This window comes from Enterobacter cloacae complex sp. HYC080_NIDB (genome assembly GCF_056673325.1).
Map to the genome: position 1 here is coordinate 363,400 of NZ_CP114212.1, position 26,629 is coordinate 390,028.

25 protein-coding genes are annotated in these 26,629 nt (G+C 56.4%); 11 read left to right on the top strand and 14 right to left on the bottom strand.

What is annotated here, in order from left to right; genetic code table 11:
• Window positions 1-63 precede the first annotated feature (63 nt).
• The 3 genes from gntT to gntX form a co-directional block, all read right to left on the bottom strand.
• Complete coding sequence (gene gntT, locus O1723_RS01605; protein WP_014885546.1) at window positions 64-1,380, bottom strand: gluconate transporter; 1,317 nt, start codon at window positions 1,378-1,380, stop codon at window positions 64-66.
• Window positions 1,381-1,740: 360 nt separating this feature from the next.
• Window positions 1,741-2,316 (bottom strand): Fe-S biogenesis protein NfuA, encoded by a 576-nt coding sequence (nfuA, locus tag O1723_RS01610; RefSeq protein ID WP_003861601.1) that lies wholly within the window; start codon window positions 2,314-2,316, stop codon window positions 1,741-1,743.
• Between the two features lie 61 nt (window positions 2,317-2,377).
• The gene (gene gntX, locus O1723_RS01615) at window positions 2,378-3,061 is read right to left on the bottom strand and encodes a DNA utilization protein GntX (protein ID WP_014885545.1); all 684 of its coding nucleotides are present in this window, start codon (window positions 3,059-3,061) and stop codon (window positions 2,378-2,380) included.
• 36 nt (window positions 3,062-3,097) lie between these two features.
• Here gntX and bioH point away from each other — a divergent pair, with 36 nt between their 5' ends.
• Entirely contained in the window at window positions 3,098-3,871 is a 774-nt protein-coding gene (bioH, locus tag O1723_RS01620; protein WP_014885544.1) for a pimeloyl-ACP methyl ester esterase BioH, read from the top strand.
• Between the two features lie 111 nt (window positions 3,872-3,982).
• On the top strand, window positions 3,983-4,252 hold the full coding sequence (locus tag O1723_RS01625) for a YdgH/BhsA/McbA-like domain containing protein (protein ID WP_014885543.1): 270 nt from the start codon (window positions 3,983-3,985) through the stop codon (window positions 4,250-4,252).
• 44 nt (window positions 4,253-4,296) lie between these two features.
• On the opposite strand, the gene feoC is transcribed toward O1723_RS01625, so the two are convergent.
• The 5 genes from feoC to greB all read right to left on the bottom strand — a co-directional run bounded on the left by feoC (window position 4,297) and on the right by greB (window position 10,329).
• On the bottom strand, window positions 4,297-4,533 hold the full coding sequence (feoC, locus tag O1723_RS01630) for a [Fe-S]-dependent transcriptional repressor FeoC (protein ID WP_014885542.1): 237 nt from the start codon (window positions 4,531-4,533) through the stop codon (window positions 4,297-4,299).
• Between the two features lie 10 nt (window positions 4,534-4,543).
• Window positions 4,544-6,862 (bottom strand): Fe(2+) transporter permease subunit FeoB, encoded by a 2,319-nt coding sequence (gene feoB / locus O1723_RS01635; RefSeq protein WP_014885541.1) that lies wholly within the window; start codon window positions 6,860-6,862, stop codon window positions 4,544-4,546.
• 29 nt (window positions 6,863-6,891) lie between these two features.
• Window positions 6,892-7,119, bottom strand: a complete 228-nt coding sequence (feoA, locus tag O1723_RS01640) for a ferrous iron transporter A (protein ID WP_008503050.1) — start codon at window positions 7,117-7,119, stop codon at window positions 6,892-6,894.
• A gap of 318 nt (window positions 7,120-7,437) precedes the next feature.
• Window positions 7,438-9,768 (bottom strand): Tex family protein, encoded by a 2,331-nt coding sequence (locus O1723_RS01645; protein ID WP_014885540.1) that lies wholly within the window; start codon window positions 9,766-9,768, stop codon window positions 7,438-7,440.
• A gap of 87 nt (window positions 9,769-9,855) precedes the next feature.
• Window positions 9,856-10,329 (bottom strand): transcription elongation factor GreB, encoded by a 474-nt coding sequence (greB, locus tag O1723_RS01650; protein WP_014885539.1) that lies wholly within the window; start codon window positions 10,327-10,329, stop codon window positions 9,856-9,858.
• A gap of 228 nt (window positions 10,330-10,557) precedes the next feature.
• Between greB and ompR the strand changes: the two genes are divergently transcribed.
• Both ompR and envZ read left to right on the top strand, forming a co-directional pair.
• A complete protein-coding gene (ompR, locus tag O1723_RS01655) occupies window positions 10,558-11,277 on the top strand; it encodes an osmolarity response regulator transcription factor OmpR (protein WP_001157751.1) in 720 nt (239 codons plus the stop codon).
• Window positions 11,274-12,620: a two-component system sensor histidine kinase EnvZ gene (gene envZ, locus O1723_RS01660; RefSeq protein WP_014885538.1), complete on the top strand. Its 1,347-nt coding sequence runs from the start codon at window positions 11,274-11,276 to the stop codon at window positions 12,618-12,620. Before ompR ends, envZ begins: the two co-directional genes overlap by 4 nt.
• A 123-nt stretch (window positions 12,621-12,743) precedes the next feature.
• Here the strand turns inward: envZ and pckA are convergent, their stop codons facing one another.
• The 5 genes from pckA to O1723_RS01685 all read right to left on the bottom strand — a co-directional run bounded on the left by pckA (window position 12,744) and on the right by O1723_RS01685 (window position 18,911).
• Window positions 12,744-14,363: a phosphoenolpyruvate carboxykinase (ATP) gene (gene pckA, locus O1723_RS01665; protein WP_248191080.1), complete on the bottom strand. Its 1,620-nt coding sequence runs from the start codon at window positions 14,361-14,363 to the stop codon at window positions 12,744-12,746.
• A gap of 360 nt (window positions 14,364-14,723) precedes the next feature.
• Window positions 14,724-15,608: an Hsp33 family molecular chaperone HslO gene (hslO, locus tag O1723_RS01670; protein WP_162269363.1), complete on the bottom strand. Its 885-nt coding sequence runs from the start codon at window positions 15,606-15,608 to the stop codon at window positions 14,724-14,726.
• 18 nt (window positions 15,609-15,626) lie between these two features.
• Window positions 15,627-16,028 (bottom strand): ribosome-associated heat shock protein Hsp15, encoded by a 402-nt coding sequence (hslR, locus tag O1723_RS01675; RefSeq protein WP_014885535.1) that lies wholly within the window; start codon window positions 16,026-16,028, stop codon window positions 15,627-15,629.
• On the bottom strand, window positions 16,025-16,708 hold the full coding sequence (yrfG, locus tag O1723_RS01680; protein WP_014885534.1) for a GMP/IMP nucleotidase: 684 nt from the start codon (window positions 16,706-16,708) through the stop codon (window positions 16,025-16,027). The genes hslR and yrfG overlap by 4 nt, the downstream gene beginning before the upstream one ends.
• A gap of 67 nt (window positions 16,709-16,775) precedes the next feature.
• Window positions 16,776-18,911, bottom strand: a complete 2,136-nt coding sequence (locus O1723_RS01685) for an intracellular growth attenuator family protein (RefSeq protein ID WP_014885533.1) — start codon at window positions 18,909-18,911, stop codon at window positions 16,776-16,778.
• A gap of 325 nt (window positions 18,912-19,236) precedes the next feature.
• Here O1723_RS01685 and nudE point away from each other — a divergent pair, with 325 nt between their 5' ends.
• Window positions 19,237-19,797: an ADP compounds hydrolase NudE gene (nudE, locus tag O1723_RS01690; protein ID WP_008503041.1), complete on the top strand. Its 561-nt coding sequence runs from the start codon at window positions 19,237-19,239 to the stop codon at window positions 19,795-19,797.
• Window positions 19,798-19,877: 80 nt separating this feature from the next.
• On the opposite strand, the gene mrcA is transcribed toward nudE, so the two are convergent.
• Window positions 19,878-22,430, bottom strand: a complete 2,553-nt coding sequence (mrcA, locus tag O1723_RS01695; RefSeq protein ID WP_014885532.1) for a peptidoglycan glycosyltransferase/peptidoglycan DD-transpeptidase MrcA — start codon at window positions 22,428-22,430, stop codon at window positions 19,878-19,880.
• 120 nt (window positions 22,431-22,550) lie between these two features.
• Here mrcA and O1723_RS01700 point away from each other — a divergent pair, with 120 nt between their 5' ends.
• The 6 genes from O1723_RS01700 (at window position 22,551) to aroK (ending at window position 26,629) form a co-directional block, all read left to right on the top strand.
• Window positions 22,551-23,327 carry a type IV pilus biogenesis protein PilM gene (locus O1723_RS01700; protein ID WP_023337911.1) on the top strand — a complete coding sequence of 259 codons (777 nt, stop codon included), beginning with the start codon at window positions 22,551-22,553 and terminating at the stop codon, window positions 23,325-23,327.
• A complete protein-coding gene (locus O1723_RS01705; RefSeq protein ID WP_023337910.1) occupies window positions 23,324-23,818 on the top strand; it encodes a PilN domain-containing protein in 495 nt (164 codons plus the stop codon). The genes O1723_RS01700 and O1723_RS01705 overlap by 4 nt, the downstream gene beginning before the upstream one ends.
• Before the next feature lie 3 nt (window positions 23,819-23,821).
• The gene (locus tag O1723_RS01710; protein WP_023337909.1) at window positions 23,822-24,277 is read left to right on the top strand and encodes a HofO family protein; all 456 of its coding nucleotides are present in this window, start codon (window positions 23,822-23,824) and stop codon (window positions 24,275-24,277) included.
• Complete coding sequence (locus O1723_RS01715) at window positions 24,267-24,671, top strand: HofP DNA utilization family protein (protein WP_032645323.1); 405 nt, start codon at window positions 24,267-24,269, stop codon at window positions 24,669-24,671. Before O1723_RS01710 ends, O1723_RS01715 begins: the two co-directional genes overlap by 11 nt.
• The gene (gene hofQ / locus O1723_RS01720) at window positions 24,583-25,821 is read left to right on the top strand and encodes a DNA uptake porin HofQ (RefSeq protein WP_023337908.1); all 1,239 of its coding nucleotides are present in this window, start codon (window positions 24,583-24,585) and stop codon (window positions 25,819-25,821) included. The genes O1723_RS01715 and hofQ overlap by 89 nt, the downstream gene beginning before the upstream one ends.
• A 286-nt stretch (window positions 25,822-26,107) precedes the next feature.
• Window positions 26,108-26,629 (top strand): shikimate kinase AroK, encoded by a 522-nt coding sequence (gene aroK, locus O1723_RS01725; RefSeq protein ID WP_003861630.1) that lies wholly within the window; start codon window positions 26,108-26,110, stop codon window positions 26,627-26,629.

Here is a 26,629-nt window from a genome sequence, read left to right on the forward strand (position 1 = left end):
CTTACCGGGCCTACATGGAGCCAGTAGGTCGGGTAAGGCGAAGCCGCCACCCGACTTATGACATCAAACCACCATATTCAACAGCAGCACCCCAACCAGGCCACACACCGAAATAATGGTTTCCAGCGCGGACCAGGACTTGATGGTTTCACCGATGGTCAGGTTGAAGTACTCCTTAAACAGCCAGAAGCCCGGGTCGTTCACGTGAGAGAAAATCACGCTACCGGAACCGACCGCGATAACCATCAGCTCAGGACTGACGCCCGTGGTGGCAATCAGCGGCGCAACGATACCGCCTGCAGTAATCGCAGCAACGGTTGCAGAACCCAGCGCAATACGCAGAACCGCGGCAATAGACCAGGCCATCAGGAGCGGCGACACGTTGGTTTCATGCATCATCGCAGCGATGTATTTGTCCACGCCGCTGTCAACCAGCACCTGCTTGAACGCACCGCCACCGCCGATGATCAGGAGCATCATGGCAATAATTTTGATGGAAGAGGTCAATGTGTCGTTGATCTGATCCATTGAACGACCCCGGTTCAGACCGAAGGTGAACATCGCGATCAGGACGGCAATCAGCGTAGCCATGACCGGATCGCCCAGGAATTCTGCCACGCCCAGGAACGCATGACCTTTCGGCAGGATCATCTCTGCCACGGCGCGCATCGCCATCAGGATCACCGGTACCAGTGAGGTCCAGACGCTGACGCCAAAGCCAGGCATCTCTTCTTCGGTGAAGGTTTTCGCGCTGTACAGACCTTCCGGAATTGGCTTATCGATACCTTTCAGGAAGCGGGCATATACCGGGCCTGCCAGAATCACGGTCGGGATTGCCAGAATCGTACCGAACAGCAGGGTTTTACCCATATCGGCGTGGAAGATGGTGGCGATTGCCGTTGGGCCCGGGTGAGGTGGCAGGAAGCCGTGGGTCACGGACAGCGCCGCAGCCATTGGCACACCCACAAACAGCAGCGGAATGTTAGCCGCCGCTGCGATGGTGAACACCAGTGGCAGCATCAGCACGAAGCCCACTTCATAGAACAGCGCGAAACCGACGGTAAAACCGGTCAATACCACCGCCCACTGAATGTTCTTCTTACCAAATTTGTCGATAAGCGTGGTGGCAATACGCTGCGCGCCGCCGCAGTCTGCCAGCATTTTGCCGAGCATGGCACCGAAGCCCATGATCAGCGCCAGGCTGCCGAGCGTGCCGCCGACACCGGCTTTAATGGAGCTGATAACTTTAACCAGCGGCATACCCTGCATCAGACCGACTGCAAGTGCCACCAGAACCAGAGCGATAAATCCGTTCATTTTGAAACGGATCATCAAGAGCAGTAATAACACAACACCGATAGCAACGATGACTAATGGCATGATTTACCTGGCCTTTGAATTGTTATGGGTAACGTCATTGTTTCAACGACACATTCCGATTGTCCCAACTGGGAACAGAGAAGTAACGGCACTAATACTGATGCCTTGCAAACCATTAAGTTTAGTCGGCTGTTATGAGTGTGCTTAGTGCCCACGAGAATGATACGGGTAACATGGCGTGGTTGAGAATCACCCAGGCAGGCAAAATGTGAATTATGAGACGCAGGTCAACATATAGAGGAGGCGCGGCGGGAAAACAAAAGCCGGGTGGCGGCTTAGCCTTACCCGGCCTGCGATTGGGATACAGTAACAGTATTGTAGGCCCGGTAAGCGCAGCGCCACCGGGCAAAGGCAGACGGCTTAGTAGTAAGAATGCTCGCCGCGCTGGTGCTCGGTCAGGTCACGTACGCCTTTCAGTTCCGGGAACTCGTTCAGCAGCTGCTTCTCGATCCCTTCTTTCAGCGTCACATCGACCATAGAGCAACCGTTACAGCCGCCGCCAAACTGCAGGATCGCCAGGCCGTCTTCCGTGATTTCCATCAGGGAAACGCGACCACCATGACCCGCCAGCTGGGGGTTGATCTGGGATTGCAGCAGATATTCAACGCGCTCCATCAGCGGGGCATCGTCTGAGACTTTACGCATTTTGGCGTTCGGCGCTTTCAGGGTCAGCTGAGAGCCCAGTTGGTCGGTGACGAAGTCGATCTCCGCATCTTCAAGATACGGCGCGCTCAGCTCATCAACATAAGCGGTGAGCTGTTCAAACTTAAGGGCAGTGTCAGTTGCTTCCACAGCGTCTGGCGGACAATAAGAGACACCGCATTCTGCATTCGGCGTGCCCGGGTTAATCACAAACACGCGGATCTGCGTCCCTTCTTCCTGATTTGCCAGCAGTTTGGCAAAGTGCGCTTGTGCAGAATCGGAAATACGGATCATAGCTTTGGCCTAATAGTTGACTAAATTACCTGGGTATAATCATACGCCCATTGAAGAAGGGCTACAAGGTACGGCACAGACACCATACCTGAACCGACGCGGCGCCGCTTTGCAAAAGCAGTCGGGAAAGTTCAGCAACGGTACTGCCTGTGGTGACGACATCATCCACAATCGCGATATGGAGGCCGTTAACCGCCAATTCAAGGCGAAAGGCATTTTTGAGGTTTCTTTTGCGCAGCCGGGCGTTGAGCTGATGCTGAACGGCGGTGGCATGTACGCGGGTGAGTGCGCTGGCAGTATATCGACAGCCGAGCCAGCGGGCGAGCGGGCGGCAGAGCAGGTCGCTCTGATTGTAACCTCGCCGCCAGTGGCGACGGCGATACAGGGGGACATTGACCACCATATCAATTTTCGGCAGGGCGCGGGTTCGCCGTGCCTGTAAAACCGCCAGCAATAGCAGGCGGGCAAGGGGCGGTGCCAGCGAGCTCTGACCGGAAAACTTCAGGGCGTGAATCAGCCTGCTCAGCGGCCGAACGTAATCATCCACCGCCACCAGTGCGCTCCACGGCGGGGGTTTTTTCAGGCAGCGGCCACAGGGTAAATAGCGGTTCGCGGCGGGTAAACCACATTGTGGGCAGGTGGTGATACGCCTTTCCAGCGAACGCGTGCAGACGGAACAGACGCCCCAGGCGCTAAGGGCAAGCGGCATTTTGCATAGCCAGCACAAGCCGGGCACTGTTAGCATGTTCAACCTCCATGTGAAAAAAGAGAACAGTAACTGATGAAGACGCTGTGGTGGCAGACCGTTGGGACAGGAAATTGCCATCTTGTGCTGCTGCACGGATGGGGCCTGAATGCAGAAGTATGGCATTGCATAAACGAGGAACTAGCCACGCAATTTACGTTACATCTGGTTGATCTACCGGGGTATGGCCGTAGCCACGGTTATGGTGCGATGACGCTCGAAGAGATGGCGCAGGAGGTGCTGAACGCGGCGCCACAACATGCCATCTGGCTGGGCTGGAGCCTGGGTGGGCTGGTGGCAAGCCAGATTGCGCTTTCCTGGCCCGAGCGCGTAAACGCGCTGGTAACGGTGGCCTCATCGCCCTGTTTTAGCGCGCAGGAGACGTGGCCCGGAATAAAGCCTGACGTGCTGGCGGGTTTCCAGCAGCAGCTGAGTGACGATTTCCAGCGGACCGTAGAGCGGTTCCTCGCGCTACAGACGATGGGCACCGAAACCGCGCGACAGGATGCCAGAGCGCTGAAGCAGGTGGTGCTCTCTTTGCCGATGCCGGACGTTGAGGTGCTCAACGGCGGCCTTGAAATTCTGAAAACGGTCGATCTGCGTGAGCCGCTGGCCGCGCTGACGATGCCGCATCTGCGTATCTATGGTTATCTTGACGGGCTGGTGCCGCGCAAAGTGGTGCCCTTGCTGGACTCCCTCTGGCCGGACAGCGAATCGCAGGTCATTGCCAAAGCCGCGCATGCCCCGTTTATCTCGCATCCGACGGAATTTTGTTCAGCGCTCATTGCGTTAAGTCAACGTTTAGACTGATTATTTTCTATCCAGCCTGGAAAAAGTAACACACCGCAACCATACTCCAGATGTCGTTGCGGTTGTTATGCCTACGATGATCAAAACAACAATCCTATGGAGAGTCAGGCTATGAAACTTGTTACAGGTATTGTCACTTCTCTGGTTATTGGGTCACTGTCATTTGGCGTCTTTGCGGCAAAAGAGCTGGAAAAAGATAAAGTTGCCGGCATGAATCTGACGAAAATCGGTGAGATTTCTACGTCTGACACCACCGCGCCGATGGATGCGAGAAAAGAGCTGTCGAAGAAAGCGGATGAGATGGGCGGGACGTACTACGTCGTCACCAGTGCAGAAAAACAGACCAAAAACGTACGCGCCACCGCGGACGTCTATAAGTAATATGATAAAGCCGGGCAGCGATGCCCGGCTTTATGAGTGCAGTATTAGCGCAGTGCCCACCACTCCCGCAGGCAAGCCTTTCCTTCCGGACAACTTTTACAACTGCCAGAGAGGCAACCCTCTGCCTCCTCCTGGATCCGCACGGCTTTACCCATGGCTTCAAGGCGTTCCAGCATGGCATCGATCATCGGCTGGGGCGTATGCAGGCTGAGGCTCAGCTGTTTCGCCTCCATCCGGCCCTGCAGAGCCAGCATGTCACGCACCTGAATCAATGACGCCATGGTGTGCTCCTTAGTGACAGTCGCCCGCCGGGCTGTTGCAGCAGGTCGCGGCGGTTTTACGATTTGCCAGCAGGTCAATATCGACGCGGCTGCGTGCCCGGCGCAGCAGGCCAAGAACAATCACGTTAAACAGGACAACCGCGAGGATACAAACCAGGCTGTAGCGTGGGTGCTGACTGAAATTAACGGTCTGATAAAACAGCGTCGCCAGCGAGTAAGCGATATTCAGCCCCCACAGAATGGAGAAGCCCATCCAGCCGCGACTGGATTCACGCGCAATCGCTCCCATGACGGAGATGCACGGAATATAGAGCAGAACAAAGATGAGATAGCTGTAGGCCGCAGATGCGCTACCAAATTTCTCTCCCATCACGCCCATGGCACCCGTCGCCATTTCACCGTCGCCTTTGCTGGCCTCAATCGGGTTCGCCAGCACGCTCAGGCTGAAGGTATCTTTCAGGCTCTGCCAGGTCTCCTCGACGGCACCCAGCAGTTCATCACCGAGGTGAAACGCTGCCGGATTAAATTCCTGTTCCTGGATGTTCTCCGCGGTGTAGAGCGTGTTCAGGGTGCCGACAACCACCTCTTTCGCCATCGCACCGGTGAACAGGCCCACGGTCGCCTGCCAGTTATCCTCATGCACGCCAATCGGTTTGAAGACCGGCGTGATGATGCGGCTGACAGAGGCGAGGGCAGAATCGTTGATGTTATCTGCTGCCTGACCGCTGAGGGTGAAGCTGTTCAGCGCGCTCAGGAAAATGCTGACGATGACAATCACCTTACCAGCGCGCAGCACAAACCCTTTCAGGCGTTGCCAGGTCTGGATCACCAGGCTTTTCAGGTGTGGAACGTGATAGACCGGCAGCTCCATGACAAACGGTGAGGCTTCACCGCGCATAATCGTGTGCTTGAGCATTAAACCGGTCAGTATCGCCATCACGATGCCCAGAACATACAGCGAGAAGACTGCCAGCGCGCCCTGCTGACCAAAGAAGGCGGCCGCAAAGACGGCGAAGATGGCCAGACGCGCACCGCAGGACATAAACGGCGCCATCATAATGGTCATCAGGCGTTCACGCGGAGCATCCAGGGTACGGGCACCCATGACCGACGGCACGTTACAGCCGAAGCCGACAATCAGCGGTACGAAGGATTTGCCGGGCAGACCCAGGGCCTGCATCAGGCGGTCCATGACGAACGCGGCGCGCGCCATATAACCTGAATCTTCCAGGAACGAGAGGAACAGATACATCATGCCGATCTGCGGTACCAGCGGCAGAACGGTGTTAATGCCCCCGCCGAGCCCCTGAGCGAGGAAAATGGTCAGCCACTCCGGGAAGTGCAGGGTGTAACCCACCCACTGAATCCCGTGTACAAAGATCGCGACGGAACCGGCGTCAAAAATCGGCTGGAGTGCGCCGCCGATGTTGATGGCGAGCAGGAACATCACATACATCACCAGCAGGAAGATCGGCAAACCGAGGAAGCGGTTGAGTACAATCTTATCCACCGCCGCCGTAAAGCGGCTGGGTTCCGCCGTCAGGGCATTACTGACCACGTCGCAAATCGAGGCGATGGCCTGGTATCGTGCATCGGCGATGTGCAGCGCCGGGTCGTCCAGCTCGTCGCTGAGACGGGCCACCGTCGCGTCCAGTTTATCTGCCGCATGTCCGGCATAGGCGCGGCTATAGATATCGCCTTCCAGCATCTGCAGGCCGAGCCACTGGCGCTGTTTTGCAGGCATGCTTTTGTCCATCTCCTGCGCCAGCAGATCCGCTTCGCGCAGCAGCGGGCGGGCGTAATGCACCAGCTCAACGTCGTGATTTCCCGTGTGACGGTCAATCGCCAGCTTCAGGGCATCAATCCCGCGAGCGCGCGTTGAGACCAGCGGCACTACCGGGCAACCCAGGCGCGCGGAGAGGGCATCGACGTCGATGCGCAGCTTTTGTTTCTCTGCAATGTCGAGCATGTTGAGCGCCACGATGCAGGGAATACCCAGCTCCAGCAGTTGCAGCGTCAGGTAGAGGTTGCGCTCGAGGTTGGAGGCGTCGACCACGTTGATCAGCAGATCCGCGTCGCCGCTCAGAATGTAGTGGCAGGCAATTTGCTCATCGAGCGAGGTCTGCGACGAAATGGTGGTCAAGGAATAGGTGCCGGGAAGGTCAACCAGAGTGACCTGATGATCCGTTGTCGTGAACTGGCCTTCTTTACGTTCAACGGTTACGCCTGCCCAGTTACCGACGCGCTGGCGCGCGCCCGTGAGCTGGTTAAATAGCGTGGTCTTGCCGGAATTAGGATTGCCAATTAAGCCAATAGTTAATTTTTTCATTTTTTAGACCCACTGAAACCGCTGGCTTGTTATCGGGATAAGGCTTCGACTTCTATTAATGCGAGGTCTTTTTTACGCAGGACCAGATTTACGCGTCGGGTTTCAATGTGAACCGGATCGCCTAACGGCGCCACGCGCACCACCTGGAATGACGAGCCGGGCAGCATGCCCAGCGAGAGTAGCTTTTGCCGATAGGCCGGGCTTATTTCGCGGGTAAAACCGGTAATCTTCCACGCACTGTCTGGAGTGAATTGCATAACGCCTGCTTCCACGAAAGGTTAAATTATCTACTATGGGATGATAATGAGAATAGTTTTTATCAGCAATAATAAAACTGTGACGGAATGTTGTTTGGTGTATTAATTTACGGCCTGTTTGACCTTGCTCAATATTTGCTGAAATGCGGAGATAAAGAGAAGAGGGTTATTTGTTAACGAAGTGATAATTAGTGGTTTAAATATGGATGCACTCTATTTGTTTTAATTCTTTGCGGCCTGCTTGCCGGGCGGCACTGCGTTTGCCCGGCCTACAAAACCGTAGGCCCGGTAAGCGTAGCGCCACCGGGCGTTTATCACTTAGCGCTTCTTGCCCATCGCGGCCGCCAGCGCATCCATCATCGCGCTATTGCCCGCTGGCTGAGCATCATGCCCGCGCGGTTTTGCCGCTTTCGCGGCCGGGCGCTGGGAGTCACGAGCGCCGCCGTTTCCGCCACGACGCGCGTTGGTGTCGCCTGGCTGCTCGTCCAGACGCATGGTCAGGGCGATACGTTTGCGCTGTAGGTCCACTTCCAGCACTTTCACCTTCACGATGTCGCCCGCTTTGACCACGGTGTGCGGGTCTTCAACGAACTTGTCGGCGAGAGAAGAGATGTGAACCAGGCCATCCTGATGCACGCCGATATCCACAAACGCGCCGAAGTTGGTGACGTTAGTTACCGCGCCTTCCAGCACCATGCCGGGCAGCAGATCGTTCATGGTCTCGATGCCGTCAGCAAAGGTCGCCGTTTTGAACTCAGGACGCGGATCGCGGCCCGGTTTTTCCAGCTCTTTGATGATATCGGTGACGGTTGGCACACCAAATTTGTCGTCGGTGAAATCCACCGCTTTGAGGTTGCGCAGGGCACTGCTATCGCCCATCAGGTCCTTCAGCGCCTGCTGGGTGGCGGCCAGAATACGTTCCACCACCGGGTAGGCTTCCGGGTGAACGGTGGAGGCATCCAGCGGGTTATCGCCGTGGTTGATGCGCAGGAAGCCCGCGCATTGCTCAAACGCTTTCGGCCCCAGACGGCTCACCTTCAGCAGCTGCTGACGGTTCTGGAACTGGCCGTTCTCATCACGCCAGGCGACGATGTTCTGCGCCATCATGCGGGTTAAGCCCGCCACGCGGGTCAGCAGCGGCACGGAGGCGGTATTCAGGTCAACACCGACGGCGTTTACGCAGTCTTCTACGACCGCATCCAGCTTGCGTGCCAGCTGAGTCTGGCTCACATCGTGCTGGTACTGGCCCACGCCGATGGATTTCGGATCAATTTTCACCAGCTCCGCCAGCGGATCCTGCAAACGACGGGCGATAGATACCGCGCCGCGCAATGAAACGTCCAGGTCCGGGAATTCCTGCGCCGCCAGCTCGGAGGCGGAATAGACTGATGCGCCCGCTTCGCTGACGATCACCTTCTGCGCCGTGACTTTCGGGAACTGCTTCTGCACGTCGAGGAAGAAACGTTCAGTCTCGCGGGACGCCGTACCGTTACCGATGGCGACCAGCTCGACGTTGTATTTTTCACACAGAGCGGCAACCACGACAGCCGCTTTCGCTGCCTGTCCGGTGTGCGGATAGATGGTGTCAGTGGCGACCAGCTTGCCGGTGCCGTCAACCACCGCCACTTTCACGCCGGTACGCAGGCCCGGATCGAGACCCATGGTCGCGCGCAGGCCAGCAGGCGCCGCCATCAGCAGGTCATGCAGGTTACGGGCGAAAACGTTGATCGCTTCATCTTCGGCGCGCTCGCGCACGGTGCCCATCAGCTCGGTTTCGAGGTGCATCAGCACCTTGATGCGCCAGGTCCAGCTCACCACGCCTTTGCGCCAGCTGTCTGCCGGAGCGTTGTTCAGGCGCAGGCCGAGATGGTCAATGATGATCTGCTCGCAGTGGCTCTCTTTCGGCGGCTCGTCAAACTGCGGATCAGCGTTCAGAGAGAGCTGCAGCACACCTTCGTTGCGGCCGCGGAACATTGCCAGCGCACGGTGTGAAGGGGTGGTAGAAATCGGTTCGTGGTGATCAAAGTAGTCGCGGAATTTCGCGCCTTCGTCCTCTTTCCCCGCCACGACGGTAGAGACGATGTGCGCATTCTTCCACAGGTAATCACGCACTTTAGCCAGCAGGGCTGCGTCTTCGGCAAAGCGTTCCATCAGAATGTAACGCGCACCGTCGAGGGCGGCCTTGGTGTCCGCGACGCCTTTGTCGGCATCGATGAATTTCACCGCCTCAGTTTCCGGATGGTGGGACGGCTCATTCCACAGCAGGTCGGCCAGCGGCTCAAGGCCTGCTTCAATCGCGATCTGCCCGCGCGTGCGGCGCTTCGGTTTGTAAGGCAGATAGAGATCTTCGAGTTCGGTTTTGCTCAGGGTGCCGTTAATGGCGCTTTCCAGTTCGCTGGTCAGCTTGCCCTGTTCGCCAATGGATTTGAGGATCGCCTGACGACGGTCTTCCAGTTCACGCAGGTATCCCAGACGGGTTTCCAGGTTACGCAGCTGCGTGTCATCCAGACCGCCGGTGACTTCCTTACGATAACGTGCAATAAACGGCACGGTGTTCCCTTCATCAAGCAGGCGAACGGCAGCTTCTACCTGTTCGGCTCTGGCCTGAAGTTCACCCGCAATAATGCGGCAGAGCGAATCTTTCATCATGGCTTTATCATCTGTTGAGTCGAAAAATCAGGGGATAGTTATACGGGCTGACACGGCAAAATGCCAGCCGGGGAGGGCGCTCTCGGACTATTTTACGTAGACGATCTCATTGACGTACCAGCTGGCTTCACCGGCGGGAGTCTGAACGACGGCCAAATCACCCACTTCCTTTTTCAGCAGCGCGCGGGCCATCGGGGAGTCGATGGAGATGTAATCCTTACGACCAAAAATTTCATCGTAGCCGACAATACGAAAACGCAGGGTGTCACCGTCGTCGTTTTCAATCTCCACCCACGCGCCGAAGAACACTTTGCCCTCCTGCTGCGGGGAGTAATCGACAATTTTCAGGTTCTCAAGGCACTTGGTCAGGTAGCGTACCCGACGGTCAATCTCACGCAGTCGCTTTTTGTTGTACTGGTAGTCAGCATTTTCGCTGCGATCGCCCAGGCTTGCCGCCCAGGTCACCTTTTTGGTTACTTCAGGGCGCTCTTCTCGCCACAGGTAATCCATCTCTTTTTTGAGTTTTTCGTACCCTTCGCGGGTGATCAGGGGCGTTTTCATGGTAAAGCCTTTGCTGCCTGTTTTCTGTCTGGCGCACAATACGTACCACACAGTGTAACAGACAGGATTAATAATGATTTATGTGATGAAATGAGCAGATAAGCTGCTGTTAAATATGCTTTGTAACAATTTCGACTAGAATTTATACCAGATTTCGCTGGTCGAATACGTGCACTTTTTTAGAATACGCTGTCACAAAGACTATCCGAACCTTTGGGAGTACACACAATGCAAGAGAACTACAAAATTCTGGTCGTGGATGACGACATGCGCCTGCGTGCGCTGCTGGAGCGTTATCTGACCGAGCAGGGCTTCCAGGTTCGTAGCGTCGCGAACGCTGAGCAGATGGATCGTCTGCTAACCCGTGAATCTTTCCATTTGATGGTTCTCGACCTGATGCTGCCGGGCGAGGACGGGCTCTCTATCTGCCGTCGTCTGCGTAGCCAGAGTAACCCGATGCCGATCATCATGGTGACCGCGAAGGGTGAAGAAGTTGACCGTATCGTGGGCCTCGAAATCGGCGCGGATGACTACATTCCAAAACCGTTTAACCCGCGTGAACTGCTGGCGCGTATTCGTGCCGTGCTGCGTCGTCAGGCGAACGAGCTGCCTGGCGCACCGTCGCAGGAAGAAGCGGTGATTGCCTTCGGCAAGTTCAAGCTGAACCTCGGTACGCGTGAGATGTTCCGTGAAGACGAGCCAATGCCGCTCACCAGCGGTGAGTTTGCGGTGCTGAAAGCGCTGGTCAGCCACCCGCGTGAGCCGCTTTCCCGTGACAAGCTGATGAACCTGGCGCGTGGTCGCGAATACTCGGCAATGGAACGCTCCATCGACGTGCAGATCTCCCGTCTGCGCCGCATGGTGGAAGAAGATCCGGCGCATCCTCGTTATATTCAGACCGTATGGGGTCTGGGCTACGTGTTCGTTCCGGACGGCTCTAAAGCATGAGGCGAATGCGCTTCTCGCCGCGAAGCTCATTTGCCCGCACCCTGTTACTGATCGTCACCTTGCTGTTCGTCAGCCTGGTGACGACCTACCTGGTGGTTTTGAACTTTGCGATTTTGCCGAGCCTCCAGCAGTTTAATAAGGTCCTGGCATACGAAGTCCGTATGCTGATGACCGATAAACTGCAACTGGAGGACGGCACGCAACTGGTCGTTCCCCCGGCGTTTCGCCGTGAAATCTACCGTGAACTGGGCATTTCGCTCTACTCGAATGAGGCGGCAGAAGACGCGGGTTTGCGCTGGGCGCAGCACTACGAATTTCTTAGCCAGCAGATGGCGCAGCAACTGGGGGGGCCAACGGAAGTCCGCGTTGAGGTCAACAAAAGCTCGCCTGTCGTCTGGCTGAAAACCTGGCTGTCACCCAACATCTGGGTGCGCGTTCCGCTGACGGAAATCCATCAGGGCGACTTCTCGCCGCTGTTCCGCTATACGCTCGCCATTATGCTGCTGGCGATAGGCGGGGCCTGGCTGTTTATCCGTATACAGAACCGACCGCTGGTCGACCTGGAGCACGCTGCGCTGCAGGTCGGTAAAGGCATTATTCCTCCCCCGCTGCGCGAGTATGGCGCCTCGGAAGTGCGTTCTGTGACGCGGGCCTTTAACCACATGGCCGCAGGTGTGAAGCAGCTGGCGGATGACCGTACGCTGCTGATGGCGGGCGTCAGTCATGACCTGCGCACGCCGTTGACGCGTATCCGTCTGGCAACGGAGATGATGGGCGAAGAAGATGGTTATCTCGCCGAGTCCATCAACAAGGACATCGAAGAGTGTAACGCCATCATCGAGCAGTTCATCGACTATCTCCGTACCGGGCAGGAGATGCCGATGGAGATGGCGGATCTGAACGCGGTGCTGGGTGAAGTGGTGGCCGCGGAAAGTGGTTATGAACGTGAAATTGATACTGCCCTTCAGGCCGGTGAAATTCAGGTCCGTATGCACCCGCTCTCCATTAAGCGTGCGGTGGCGAACATGGTGGTCAACGCGGCGCGCTACGGCAACGGCTGGATTAAAGTCAGCAGCGGGTCTGAACTCAACCGCGCCTGGTTCCAGGTGGAAGATGACGGTCCGGGTATTAAGCCCGAGCAGCGTAAGCATCTGTTCCAGCCGTTTGTGCGTGGCGACAGTGCGCGCAGCACCAGTGGTACGGGCTTAGGCCTGGCGATTGTGCAGCGTATTATCGATAACCATAACGGATTGCTGGAGATCGGCACCAGCGAGCGGGGTGGGCTGAGCATTCGCGCCTGGTTACCGGTGCCGGTGACGCGCGGACAGGTGAAAGAGAGTTAAAAAAGGTGGCAAAAGCCACCTTTTTTGTAGGTCGGGTAAGGCGAAGCCGCCACCCGACAACATGCGACCTCTGCGGCCTGATGCCCCCACCCTGGCCCTCTCCCACAGGGAGAGGGAGAAGGGCTACAGCTTCGGTCCCGCACTCACCAGCGCTTCGCCCGCTGGTGTATCGGTATATTTCTCGAAGTTCTCAATAAACAGCTTCGCCAGCGATTCTGCCTTCTCGCGCCACTGTTCCGGCGAACCGTACGTATTGCGCGGGTCGAGGATATGCGTATCCACGCCCGGCAGCGACGTTGGAATGGCCAGGTCAAACATCGGCAGCGTGAAGGTTTCGGCGTTATCGAGAGAACCATCCAGAATGGCGTCGATAATGGCGCGAGTATCCTTGATAGAGATACGTTTGCCAGTCCCGTTCCAGCCGGTGTTCACCAGGTAGGCCTGCGCGCCAGACGCCTGCATGCGTTTCACCAGCACTTCAGCATACTGCGTCGGGTGCAGCGACAGGAATGCTGCGCCGAAGCAGGCGGAGAAGGTTGGGGTTGGCTCCGTCACGCCGCGCTCGGTACCCGCCAGTTTGGCCGTAAACCCAGAGAGGAAGTGGTACTGCGTCTGGCTGGCGGTCAGGCGAGATACCGGAGGCAGCACGCCAAAGGCATCCGCCGTCAGGAAAATCACCTTCGTAGCATGACCCGCTTTTGACACCGGCTTCACGATGTTGTCGATGTGGTAGATCGGGTATGACACGCGCGTGTTTTCGGTTTTCGAGGCGTCGTCAAAGTCGATAGAGCCGTCGGCACGTACGGTGACGTTTTCCAGCAGCGCATCGCGACGGATTGCGTGTAAGATATCCGGCTCAGCCTCTTCTGACAGGCGAATGGTCTTCGCGTAGCAGCCGCCTTCAAAGTTAAACACGCCGTCATCGTCCCAGCCGTGTTCGTCATCGCCAATCAGACGACGTTTCGGGTCGGTGGAGAGGGTGGTTTTCCCTGTGCCGGACAGGCCGAAGAACACCGCCACATCGCCTTTCTCGCCGACGTTCGCCGAGCAGTGCATGGACGCGATGCCGCGCAGTGGCAGCAGGTAGTTCATGACCGAGAACATCCCTTTCTTCATCTCGCCGCCGTACCAGGTACCGCCGATCAGCTGGATACGCTCGGTCAGGTTGAAGGCGACAAAGTTTTCGGAGTTCAGGCCCTGCTCTTTCCACTGCGGGTTAGTGCATTTCGCACCGTTCATTACGATGAAGTCAGGCGTGAAGTCCTGCAGCTCTTCGTCGGTTGGACGAATAAACATGTTCTTCACGAAATGCGCCTGCCAGGCTACTTCGGTAATGAAACGTACGGAGAGACGGGTGTCGGCGTTAGCGCCGCAGAAAGCGTCTACGATAAACAGACGCTTGCCAGAAAGTTGATGGGTGACGAGCCCTTTCAGATGCAGCCAGGTTTCCGGAGAGAGCGGTTTGTTGTCGTTCTTCCCTTTGCCTTTGTCAGCCCACCACAGCGTATCGCGGGTGGTTTCGTCTCGGACGATATACTTATCTTTCGGCGAACGACCGGTAAAAATACCAGTATCGACGGCGATAGCACCAAGATTCGTCAACACACCGCGCTCGTATCCTTCCAGTGCTGGATTGAGCTCTTCCTGATACAGCGTATCGTAGTCGGGGTTGTAGACGACTTCCTGGACGTCGTGAATACCATAAGCCTTGAGATCTTGCGGGGTTAAACCAGTAACACGCATATCACTGCTCCTTAGCCAATATGTACTGCCTGAAATTGTAGGGTTTTTCTGGGGTTGTTAACCGCGACGGGGCTCATAGATTTACGCATCTGGACAAAACCCTTACTAACGGAAAACGCTGCGACTCCAGTCACAGTGCAGGCGGATTATCGCAGGAATCGCTTTTTGGTTGGGGAAAATGTTCCGAAAAGGTTAAAGGCTGGTGATTTTATCGGAGAGAATGTGAATGTAATCGCATACACGTAAGAAAATTACGTAAGAGTTACATACGGAAAACGATTCAGCTTAAGCGAGGTTTTTTGCCCTCACCCTAACCCTCTCCCACTGGGAGAGGGAACTGGATGGGGAGAGGGAAGGGGATTAGTGAACCTGCGGATCCGCCGGGGAGGCGTTGTTGCGGATCTCAGCGATATCCATTGAATTGAACACATAGTGCGTACCGCAGTAGTCACAGTGCATATCAATTTCGCCGTCTTCCGCCATGATGCTGTCGATCTCTTCATCTGGCAGGGTTTTCAGCGCACCCGCGCAGCGTTCGCGAGAACAGGAGCATTTGAACTCCACCGCCTGCGGGTCGTAAACGGTCACTTCTTCTTCGTGGTACAGACGCCACAGCACGTCAGTCGCCGACAGGTTAAACAGCTCTTCTGCTTTGACGGTTTCGGTCAGCGTCGCCAGGTGCTCGAAGTCATTGGTCTGTGCGTCCTGGGCTGGCAGAACTTGCAGCAGCATACCGCCCGCAGCAGGCTGACCATCCACTTCACCGGTGCGGATGAACAGACGCGTCGGCAGCTGTTCAGAACGCATGAAGTAATCTTCCAGGCAGGCTGCCAGGGTATCCCCTTCGAGGCCGACCACGCCCTGATAGCGTTCACCTTCCTCAGGGGAGATGGTGATCACCAGGTAGCCATTCCCCACCAGCGTTTTGAGGTCTGCATTTTCTGGCACATCGCCCTGAACGCGTGCGACGCCGCGCATCTGCTGCTGGTTATTGCCGTTGATCACTGCCAGCGTCATTGGGCCGTCACCCTGCAACTGCACGGTAATATCACCGGCAAATTTCAGCGTCGCGGTCAGCAGGCTGGTGGCAACCAGCAGTTCGCCCAACAGGGTCTTCACCGGCAGCGGGTAATTGTGGTTTTCCAGAATCTGTTTCCAGGTTTCGGATACGGTGACCAGTTCGCCGCGCACGGCGAATTGTTCAAACAGATAGCGGTGTAATTGGTCGTGTTGGGCCATTTTCATCTCTCGTGCGGGTGAGGGTTACTCTGTCTCACCGTGTTTAAATTTCATCAGATCGCGGCGCTCTTTTTTATCCGGCCGCCGGTCCGGGTGGGGCATGGTTAGCGCATTCATTTTGCGCGCCAGCGCGGTCTTCTCGCGTTTCTCAACGCTTTCCGCCGTCTCTTCATAAAGCAGTGCGGCTTCCGATGCGGGCCGACGTTGTTCGGTAATGGCTTTAATCACCACCGTTTTTTCATCGTTGCCCTGGCGTAGCGTTAAGGTGGCGTTCAGCTCAACCAGCTTGCTCGGCTTGCTGCGCTGGCCGTTGTAATGCACTTTACCGCCGTCAACCATCTCGCGGGCAAGGGCGCGCGTTTTATAAAAACGGGCCGCCCACAGCCATTTATCCAGTCTTACCCCGTCAGAGGGTTTTTCTTTCATGGCGTCTCCTTCACGGTCAGTGAGGGGATCATCTGGCGGTAGTCGTTCAGTCCAGGATGTCGCAGATAGCGTTTTTCAGCCAGGCCAGAGTCAGGATTGGTGACGCCCAGACAATAGCGAATGCCAAACGTTGCCGCGGAATCCAGAATGGGCTCGCTGTCGTCAATGAACAGCGTGCGTTCCGGCTGCAAGCCGGTCTCTTCCTTCACCGCATGCCACAACCGCTGATCCTCTTTCGGATAACCAAATGTGTGGGTAGAAAGCAATAAATCAAGGTGCGATGCCAGCCCCGTGTGCTCCAGCTTCACGGCCAGATTATGTGGATGCGCGTTGGTCAGCAAAATACGGCGCTTGCCGCTGGCTTTCAGCGCGTCCAGGAACGGAACCGTATCTTCGCGCAGTACCGCGCGCGGGCCCTGGGCGGTGGTCATGGCACAAATATCCAAACCGAGGCGCTCGCTCCAGTAGTCAAGACAGTACCAGTTTAGCGTATGTTGCACCGCGCTATATTGCGAACGAATGAATGCCTGTGCTTCTGCCGGGGAGATACCCTGCTGTTCGCCGTAGGTTTCCGGTACCAGCTTTTGCCAGAAATAGTTATCAAAGGCGAGATCGAGCAGTGTGCCGTCCATATCCAGCAGAACGGTGTCGACCTGCTGCCAGTCGATATCAAGATGCATAAGGGGGAACTCCAGCCAGAAGAAACGTGCGCGACAGGGTAGCACATCTTGTCGCGCAACGAGGTTATCAGATCAGGCTCTCGGAGGAGGGGATCAGCTTGGGATTAAGGCAATTTTCATAATATTGCTGGATCTCAGCAAGACGGGTGCGCGAGCGTTGATAGCGGCGCAGCGCCATAATACCGTTCCAGACAATGGCGATAAGCATGGCGATCATCAGCAGAGAGGTGCCAATGTATCGCCACAATCCTGCGCTATCCGGCATCCGGTGCAGGCCGATATGACGGGTGCCGTTGGCATCGGTATAAATACTGGTGACAATCCCTTCGGCGCTGAAGGGGGTTTGCATCAGCATCTGCGCCAGACGCTGGAACTGACCCCACTGCTCCTGTGCCGGATAGTCATAAAGCGCCACCTGCGGGTAAGGCTGATCGACCAGGTCGCTGCCCTCATCGCTGACAATCACAAAGCCGCCCGGTGCCGGGCTGTTGAGCGCCTGCGCCGCACGGGTGGTTTCGCGCATCATAAACGGCGATGTCGACGTGGCGACCAGGTTATCCAGCGATTCGGCGCTTACCGGGCGCAGCAGGACGTTGACGCCGTCCAGTCGTCCCGCTTCGGCGCGTTTGACCAGTGAGTCCCAGTCTTTGCTGTTCCCCAGGTTAACCAGCGCGTTTTTGAGGCGTATGCACTCATCCTGCGAGGAACATAAATCCTGGGTTTTGAGAACGATATCGCCAAAGTCATCCAGGAGAACCATGCCTGACTTCTGGATGGCAGAACGGAGCGCAGGGCTGACGCGTGAATCGTCATCCGCTTTCGGGTGCAGCTGGCGGTTAACCGTCTGGGTCAGCGCCGTGGCTTTATTCACCACTTCGGATTCCGGTAATGGCAGCGGCGGCGCGTCGTTCCAGATAATTTGCGAGCAGTCGAACGGCATGAAAGGCGAGCTCTGCCGCGTGTTCCATCCGCCCGGGCTGTGGATATTACACATCCCGGTTCCCTTCAGGCGCAGCGTATCGCCCACCCGTACCCCTGCTTCATCCAGCTGGTTGACGCTGGTCGCTTCGATGGTCTGCGCGCCTTTAATCCACGACAGGGTGAATTTGATGGGCATATCCAGCGGCACGAAAAGCAGCAGCATGATAAACACCAGCGCGGCGCCGCCAGCAATGACCGTGCTACGGAGCCAGTGCTGAAGCGGGAAATTTTTCACTTCATCATGCAGAGACAGGAAGCGTCCCTGACGCACAACGTGGCGGTCAAGGTAGATATCAATATCGGTTTTCTGCCCTAAATCCTGCGCGATCCACGGTTGCCAGTGGCGCGGATAGATAAGGTCGATAATACCGAGCGAAATATTGTTGAGATGCTCCTGATCGTTTTCACCGAAAAGACCCCAGCGCTTTGGTGTGCCGCGCAGGCAGTGGATCTCCCGCAACGAGGTTTTGGCCGGCGGTGCAAAAAGCCCCCACAGTCCGGCAGCCAGAAGCAGCACAGCGCCCCCCGCCAGCCACGGAACAAAGACGTCCGGCGTCAGCAGGCAGACAAAAAAGAGCAGGAAAGCGGCAACGATCAGAATGGCTTCACGGATGCCGTCCGGACGGCTCAGGGCGTATTCTTCATGCGTTTCCTGACGAATGTTCAGCAGTTCGATCTGCTCGGTCTCTTCGCCACGAATGGAGGCCTGTGTAGAACTCGCGCGTTCCAGCGCAAAACGCGGAGCTTCGTGAAGATATTCACTCAGGGTATGACCGTTAAGCGAGATAACCAGCGGCAGCGAATCGGTATGAATCAGCTCAACGCTGTTTTCGTCGTTAATGTACTGTTCCCAGGAGGGGGGCAGATGTACCTCGACGGAATCAAGATAGTAGCGCCACTTGTTGGGGTCGTCCGTTGTGATACCGTAGCGAGTAATGGAACGCGTCACGCAGAGCACGGTGTCGCTCTGCGCGTTAAGTTTCAGTGCGACAGGCGCAGCTGTGGCTCCCGTCGGCCCAGGCGATAACTGGGTACGGTTCAGCGTTTCGAGATAGTTTTCAACTGCATCGCGCTCATCTTGCGCGAGTTTACGGGTGGTCGCACCCGCGAAGGCATTTAAAAAAGGCAGCCGGTAACGGCGCTGTGCGCGTCGCCAGTACAGCCACCCTGCAATCAATGCGCTGGCCAGCATAGCAGCGAGAACAATCAAAATGGTGCTCATGCTTTCCCCATCTTACTAATCTTCTTACAGGTGTAATCAGTAGCACCTTTACATTGAATGAGAGTCTGTGGCTGGCTATCGGCAAGTATGGAGTCGAACTTGAGCATTCTGAAGCGCATCCCAGTGACCAGTGATGATAGCAAAGCCTCTTATGGCGCGATATCAGCAAATTCCTGGAAACATTTCAACCTCTTGACATTTGTTTTGAATTGAGGATTGATCCCAGCTACGTTGCATAAATGTAAATAAAGAGCGATTGACATTGCCGAAACCGTGCGGCATATCGCACAATAAAGCCAGTTCACACTGTTAAGACCCCATCAAGATGAGCAAACCACTACAAAAACCCACCATTCTGAATGTTGAAACTGTCGCCAAATCGCGCCTGTTTAATGTTGAAAGTGTGGACCTGGAGTTCAGCAACGGTGTGCGTCGTGTTTATGAACGTATGCGCCCCTCTTCGCGCGAAGCGGTGATGATTGTCCCTATCGTCGACGATCATCTGATTTTGATCCGCGAATACGCCGTGGGAACAGAATCTTACGAACTTGGGTTTTCCAAAGGACTGATCGACCCGGGTGAAACGGTCTTTGAAGCGGCAAACCGTGAGCTGAAAGAAGAGGTGGGTTTTGGCGCGAATGAGCTGTCGTTCCTGAAAAAACTGAGCATGGCGCCATCCTATTTTTCCAGCAAAATGAATATTGTGGTGGCTGAAGATCTCTACCCTGAATCGCTGGAGGGAGATGAGCCGGAACCGCTGCCGCAGGTGCGCTGGCCGCTGGCGCATCTGATGGATCTGCTGGAAGACCCAGACTTTAACGAGGCCCGCAACGTGAGCGCGTTGTTCCTGGTTCGGGAATGGTTGAAGGGGCAGGGGCGGTTGTAGGTCATAAAAAAAGCCGGGTGGCGGCTACGCCTTACCCGGCCTGGGATTCTTTGCCCGGTTTTTACCGGGCATTTTTATGCTTAGAACAGCTCGTGCGTTTCGCCGTTATCAATAATCTCTGTACCCACCTCATGCACCGCCTGCGTGGTTGGCTGCGTGCCTTCGATGAAATACTCGGCGCGGCTATTACCGCCATTAGCGAGCTGTCCGGTGCTACGGTCGATATTGACCGTGACCACACCCGGCGGTGGCGTTAATGGCTGCTCTGGTACGCCTTCAAGAACGGATTTCATGTACGCATCCCACGCCGGTTGTGCGCTTTTCGCGCCGCCTTCGTAGCCGGAAATCTGATCTTTAATCGCGCCGGATGCCGTGGTACGACCTAAGTCACGGCGATGATCGTCGAAACCGATCCACACCGAGGTCACTACGCCCGGACCGTAGCCGGAGAACCATGCATCTTTCGAGCTGTTGGTGGTACCCGTTTTACCGCCGATATCATGGCGCTGTAAATCGCGTCCCGCACGCCAGCCGGTACCTTGCCAGCCTGGTTCACCGAAGATGTTGGTGTTCAGCGCGCTCTTGATCAGGAATGACAGCGGCGTGTTGATCACATGCGGGGCATACTCCTGCGCGCCGGTCTGTGCAACCAGCGACTGGTTAGCCTGCTCCAGCTGTGGCTGCGGTACAACGATATTCGGCTGCTCCTGAGACACGGCAGGGTCTTCCATGTCCTTGTTTTCAAGCACCTCGGATTTCGGTGTATTGCCGTAAATGACAGGGATATCGCACTCAGGGCAGGCAATTTTCGGTTTTGCCTCAAACAGCACGCCGCCCTGATCGTTCTCGATTTTACTGATGAAGAACGGGTCAACCAGGAAGCCACCGTTGGCCATCACCGAGTATCCACGTGCGACCTGAAGCGGGGTAAAGGAAGCGGAGCCTAACGCCAGCGACTCGGTGCGAACGATGTTCTGCGCCGGGAAGCCGAAACGCTGCAGATACTCTGCCGCATAGTCAACGCCCATTGCGCGCATGGCACGTACCATCACCACGTTTTTCGACTGTCCCAGACCCTGACGAAGACGAATAGGGCCGGCATATTCCGCAGGCGAGTTTTTCGGCTGCCAGTCGGAACCGGCACCGGCGTCCCAGCGGGAGATAGGCACGTCGTTAAGGATGCTGGCAAGGGTTAAGCCCTTATCCATCGCCGCAGTGTAGAGGAACGGCTTGATGTTGGAGCCAACCTGACGCAGTGCCTGAGTCGCGCGGTTGAACTTGCTCTGGTTGAAATCGAACCCGCCAACCAGTGCCATGACCGCACCATTCTGTGGGTTGATCGAGACCAGGGCCGAGTTGACGTCAGGGACCTGCGCCAGCCACCAGGCATCGCCCACCTTACGCACCCAGATTTGCTGTCCGGTCTGTACCACGTCGGTGACTTTACGCGGGGTTGGCCCTTGCAGAGTGTCCGAACGGTAAGGTCGTGCCCAACGCATCCCGTCCATACGCAGGGAGACGGAAGTGCCATCCGCCAGGGTCGCAACGGCTTCCTGAGGATTGGCCTGCGTCACGACAGCAGGGAGGAGCGGGCCATAGGTTGGCAGCGCCCTCAGCGTGCTGGTGATTTTTTTGCTGTCCCACGCGCTTTCACCCACTTTCCAGAGCACGTTTGACGGGCCGCGATAGCCGTGACGCATGTCGTAGTCCATCACGTTGTTGCGCACCGCCTCCTGAGCCGCCTGCTGCACTTTGCGAGTGACGGTGGTGTACACGCGATAGCCATCTTCATAGGCCTTGTCGCCATAACGACTCACCATCTCCTGGCGCACCATTTCGGTCAGGTAAGGCGCAGAGAAGGCGATCTCAGGGGCGTGGTAGTTGGCGTCAATGACATCGTTGCGTGCCTGGTCGTACTCGCTCTGGCTGATATAGCCTTCGCTCAGCATACGTGACAGGACGACGTTACGACGCGAGGTGGCGCGATCGAGCGAATAGAGCGGGTTAAACGTAGAAGGCGCTTTAGGCAGACCGGCGATGGTGGCCATTTCGCTTAAGGTGAGTTGATCCACCGGTTTACCGAAATACACCTGTGCCGCAGCCCCCACGCCATAAGCACGGTAGCCCAGGTAGATTTTATTGAGGTACAACTCAAGGATTTCGTCCTTGCTCAGCAACTGCTCAATACGGATCGCCAGGAACACCTCTTTGATCTTACGTATCAGCGTTTTTTCAGGGCTGAGGAAGAAGTTACGCGCCAGCTGCTGCGTAATGGTACTTGCCCCCTGGGAGGCATGACCAGAGAACAACGCAATGCTCGCGGCGCGGAAAATCCCCACCGGATCGACACCGTGGTGCTCGTAAAAACGGCTGTCCTCGGTGGCGATAAAGGCTTTCACCATCACGGGCGGAATTTGGTTTAAGGTCAGCGGGATACGACGCTTCTCGCCATACTGCGCCATCAATTCGCCATCGGCGCTATAGACTTGCATCGGGATCTGGAGCCGCACATCGCGAAGCGTGGCGACATCAGGTAGCTGTGGCTCAATATATTTGTACAAACCGTAAATCGAGCCTGCTCCCAGCAGAATGCAACAGACTGCAAGGATGAATAAATACTTTACGAACTTCACCGGAGATTTCCCATTTGGTTTCACTTGGGCAGTTTCTAAACAATCGCGCGGTAGTATAAAGGCAAGCCTGATTCATTGATATAGCCGTCACGGCGACGGGCGATAAGGAGATCGTGAAGCATGGCTTTCAAAACATGGCAAACGGGCGTTCATATTCAACAGGATAGGGTGCTGATTGCGGCGCTGGCCCGGGAGAGAGGCGGCTGGTGTTTACGCCGCTGGTGGGCATTCACTCTTGCTGAAGGCACGATTCGTGACGGCAAAATTTGCCAGCCGGAACAGCTGGTTAATGCGTTGCGCGACTGGCGAAAGACGCTGCCGCATTATCACCGGGTCTATCTCTCATTCCCAGCCGCGCGCACTCTGCAAAGGTCGCTTCCCCGCCCGGCGGTTGCGCTGCGCGACAGCGAACAGCTCTCATGGCTGGGCGCGTCGCTCTCGCGCGAACTGGAGATGTCCGCAGATACCCTCTGTTTCGATTACACCCAGGATACGTTCAGCAATACGTATCACGTCACTGCCGCACAAAACAAGGAGGTTGAAACGCTGCTGGCGCTGGCGAAAACACTGCATTTGCGGCTGGCGACCATCACCCCGGATGCCAGCGCGCTGGCGAACCTGCTCCCTGCGGTAGCACCGACGCCGTGCGTCGCCTGGCGGGATCAGCATCAATGGCTGTGGGCCATGCGCCACCAGTGGGGACGTCGATACACCACTGAAGCAGAAAACGTCACTGAGCTGGCGGCGCTGCTGGCCCTCAACCCGAACGACATCGCGCTATTTGATACCCAACAGACGCCATGGGAAACCCTGCAACGCTGCCATGCTCCTCTCCCCGAATGCGGAGCTGACTTTACCGTCGCGCTGGCACTGGCTATGAGTGAGGAGCCTGAATGAACGTCACCAATTTCCTGCCCTGGCGTCAGCAGCGTCGCGCGCGATGCCTGCGTTTCTGGGGCGGCATGTTTATCAGCACGTCGCTGCTGATCCTCATGATCGTTTTCAGTCTGCGAATGAATCATCAGGTAACGCTGCGCGCGCTGCGAAGTCAGCTTGTGGGAATCCAGTCCGTGCAGCGTGGCCTTATGTCTCGCCAGAAACTGACCACCGTGACGCAGAAGCCTGCGGGCACGCTGCAACGACACGCATGGCAACCGGTGCTGGAATCACTTTCCCGCGCCATGCCCCCACAGGTCTGGCTGACAGAGCTGCGTTATCAGCCTCCCGCGCTGATGATGATCGGGTATGCCTCCACCCTTCCGGCTCTCTCTGCGCTGCGCAACGGGGTGGGACAACTCGCCGGCTTTACGCCCGGGCCTGAAGGGGAGCTTCGGCAGGATAGCCAGGGGCGCTGGATGTTCACGCTGTACCTGAAAAGCGAGGGGTAGCGCGTGGAGACTTTGTTAGAACGCTGGTGTGATAGCCGCCCCTGGTGTCGGCTGATCTGCATGTGTCTGGGGATTTTCCTTGTGGGACTGGCAGCATGGAGCACGGTGCTTCGGCCAGTTGAGAGGCAGTGTACAGAGCGACAGCAGCAGCTGGTCCAGGAGGTGCGGACTAACGCGTCGCTGTGGCCTTCCGCCAGTAAGACAACGCTTCGTCCGGAAACCCAGACTGCACGGGAGATGATGCCATTTTCGCCGCTCGATTTTCAGGGTGAAGGAACAACGCTCCTGCACTGGAAGCCGTTGCAAAACGGCGGCGAACTGGCGCTGGAATCGGCGTGGCAGGCGATCCCCGCACTCTTTTCCCGGCTGGCACAGCGGGATGTGCAGGTCGCTGCTTATACGATTTCACCCCAAAGTACGGTGTTACGCCTGCGGCTGGAGCTGGAACATGCGAAATAGCGCGAAGGGTCTGCTGGTTTGTTCCGTGCTGTTATTGACCGGCATGCGCGATCCGTTTCGTCCGCCGGATGACCCTTGCGCTACGGGCGAGCTGGCGCAGTGGCACTACCGCGGAATGGTAGCAGGACAGCAGCGACTGGCTATTTTACAGGACGGGCAACAGCGCTGGCATCGTATGAAAATGCGCGATCGTTTTCCGGCGGGCTGGCAGATAACCGCCATCAATGAAACGGAACTGGTCATTGCCGTGGGGGAGACATGTGAACCCGGGCAATGGACGTGGCAACGAGAAGGAAAGGATACAAATGACGTTAAGGATAGTGCTGTTGCTGCTGGCGTTCAGCCACCCGCTGTGGGCCGCCGCGCCAAAGCCGGTCACGCTGGTGGTGGATGATGTTCCTGTGGCCCAGGTGCTCCAGGCACTGGTTACGCAGGAGAACTGTAATCTGGTGATATCGCCCGATGTCAGCGGCACGCTCTCGCTTAATCTGACGGGCGTCCCCTGGCGGCAAGCATTGCAGACGGTCATTGCCAGCGCCGGGCTCGTTTTGCACGAGGAGCGCAGCATTTTTTATGTTCATACCCCGGCATGGCTGCGCGATCGGCGGGAACGTTTAGAGCAGGAGCGGGCGCGTCGACAGCTTGATGCACCGCTGGTCTCGCAAAGCCTCCCTTTTTCATATGCGGATGCCGGGGAACTGCAAAAAGCCGCGGAAAAGCTTCTGAGTCCAAAGGGGAGTGTATCGGTCGACAAACGTACCAACCGCCTGCTGGTCAGAGATAACGCGGCCGCGCTGGAAGCGCTGCAGCAGTGGGCGTTGCAGATGGATATTCCCGTCGAGCAGGTTGAGCTGGCGGCGCACATTGTCACCATTAATGAAAAAAGCCTCCGTGAGCTGGGCGTGAAATGGAATCTCGCTGACGCTACCGAGGCGGGCAGGGTTGGACAGATTACGACGCTTGGCAGCGATCTGTCCGTGGCCAGCGCAACCAGCCATGTGGGGTTTAACATCGGGCGGATTAACGGCAGGCTGCTGGATCTGGAGTTATCTGCGCTGGAACAAAAACAGCAGGTCGATATCATCGCCAGCCCCCGGCTGCTGGCCTCGCATATGCAACCGGCAAGCATCAAGCAGGGCAGTGAGATCCCGTATCAGGTCTCAAGCGGCGAAAGCGGCGCGACCTCGGTGGAGTTTAAAGAGGCAGTACTCGGAATGGAGGTCACGCCGGTGGTATTGCCCGGTGGACGCGTGCGACTGAAATTACACATCAGTGAAAACATGCCGGGACAGGTGTTGCAGCAGGCTGACGGTGAAACGCTGGCCATCGACAAGCAGGAGATAGAAACCCAGGTGGAGGTCAAAAGTGGAGAAACGCTGGCGCTGGGCGGGATTTTCTCGCAAAAGAATAAAACCGGCAGTGACGGCGTACCCGGGCTTAGCCGCATCCCCTGGCTGGGACAACTTTTTCGCCATGATGGAAAAGACAATGAACGGCGTGAGTTAGTGGTGTTTATTACACCACGTCTGGTGGCTATTCACTGACGGGTAACGATCCCCGCAATGATTTTGCATTCAGTTTGTTGCAGATGTTTGACGTGGGGCATGAATTAGCATACAAGGAGTACCGATTTGAGTTGGACTTACGTCTTATTACCTTATGCGACCGGCGTGGTGATTTAATCAGTTGCCAAACAAGCCGGAGTATTGAGATAATTTTTAGTCTGACTCTCGCTCTATTGCATATGAGGTTTCAGTTCATGTCCTGCTACGCCGGGTGTCTGCGAAGCGGGGATTACCATTAACGAATAGTCTTAGTAGTACCGATAAAATGGCAGAGAAACGCAATATCTTTCTGGTTGGGCCTATGGGTGCCGGCAAAAGCACTATTGGGCGTCAGTTAGCTCAACAACTCAATATGGAATTTTACGATTCTGATCAAGAGATTGAGAAACGAACCGGAGCTGATGTGGGCTGGGTTTTCGATGTAGAAGGCGAAGAAGGTTTCCGTGACCGAGAAGAAAAAGTGATCAACGAACTCACGGAAAAACAGGGCATCGTACTGGCAACAGGCGGCGGCTCTGTGAAATCTCGCGAAACCCGCAACCGTCTCTCCGCCCGTGGCGTAGTGGTCTATCTTGAGACGACCATTGAGAAACAGCTGGCACGTACGCAGCGCGATAAAAAGCGCCCGCTGCTGCAGGTTGAAACGCCACCTCGCGAAGTTCTGGAAGCGTTGGCCGATGAACGCAATCCGCTGTACGAAGAGATTGCCGATGTGACCATTCGCACTGACGATCAGAGCGCTAAAGTGGTTGCAAACCAGATTATTCATATGCTGGAAAGCAACTGA